The organism is Aestuariivita boseongensis (assembly GCF_001262635.1).
GTDB lineage: Bacteria > Pseudomonadota > Alphaproteobacteria > Rhodobacterales > Rhodobacteraceae > Aestuariivita > Aestuariivita boseongensis.
On sequence record NZ_JXYH01000120.1, the window covers coordinates 1 to 877 of the forward strand.

At 52.1% G+C, this 877-nt stretch carries 2 protein-coding genes; both read left to right on the plus strand.

Going from position 1 to position 877, the window contains the following annotated elements:
- A partial coding sequence (locus TR61_RS19415; protein ID WP_216595449.1) for a helix-turn-helix domain-containing protein occupies nt 1-543 on the plus strand: 543 nt, incomplete at its 5' end.
- Between the two features lie 173 nt (nt 544-716).
- Nucleotides 717-877 (plus strand): type II toxin-antitoxin system CcdA family antitoxin (locus TR61_RS20625; RefSeq protein WP_082182065.1); only part of this gene is annotated, 161 nt, incomplete at its 3' end.

Genomic DNA, 877 nt, shown 5'->3' on the forward strand with positions numbered 1-877 from the left:
ATTGGTGCGGGTAAACAGGCGTCTAGGTCCGGACTGCCTCTCAGGGGGCCGCTCAGCGGCTCTTCTAAAGGTTCGACGGTTCAGGTCCCTGCTGTCGGTTGGATTATGCTTCCTGAAACGGACGATATAGCGCTGACTATCACATGTTTAGTTTCAAGTTTTGCTTGGGAGATAGAATTGACCTACACATCTACCGCTGAGTTGCTTTCTGCCGCGATCGAAGCGTCACCTCTGACACAGCGCGAGATCGCGGAACGGGTTGGGTTTCCGACAGCGAGCATTGTTTCAATGATCAAACAGGGCGTGACACGAGTTCCGCTGAACCGTGTCCCGGCGTTGGAGCAAACGCTGGAGATCGAGAAGGGGGCGATCTTGCAGCTGGCTCTGAAGGAATACCAACCAGATCTTTATGACATTCTGGTCGACGCCTACGGTTTGCCGGTTACACAAGAGGAGAGGGAGCTCCTGTCATTGTATCGGGCCGTGGATCCGGTTGTTCGGGCAGAGAAAGCAGAGGCGATCAAGTCTTTGTTGGAGGGATAGCGTCCAGGCGTGACAGAAACTTTGCAAAAATGCACAGATCGGACGACTATACAAGTTAATGTGTAGTAGCACACAAATCGCTGATTTCGTGCGTGTTCAAAGTTTGCGTTATCCTATGAATTGAAGCGATATATGCGCATAGTTATGCGCATAATTCTCGTGAAGGAGATAACATGTCCTCGTCATCCTCTCGCCGCGCGACCAATCTTTCGCTTGATGCCGAGCTTTTGTCTGAGGCGCGTCGATTGGATATCAATCTGTCCCGTGCAGCGGAGGCCGGCATTCGCGCAGCAATATCAGACGTTTTATCTGAGCGGTGGCGTATTGAGGAGGG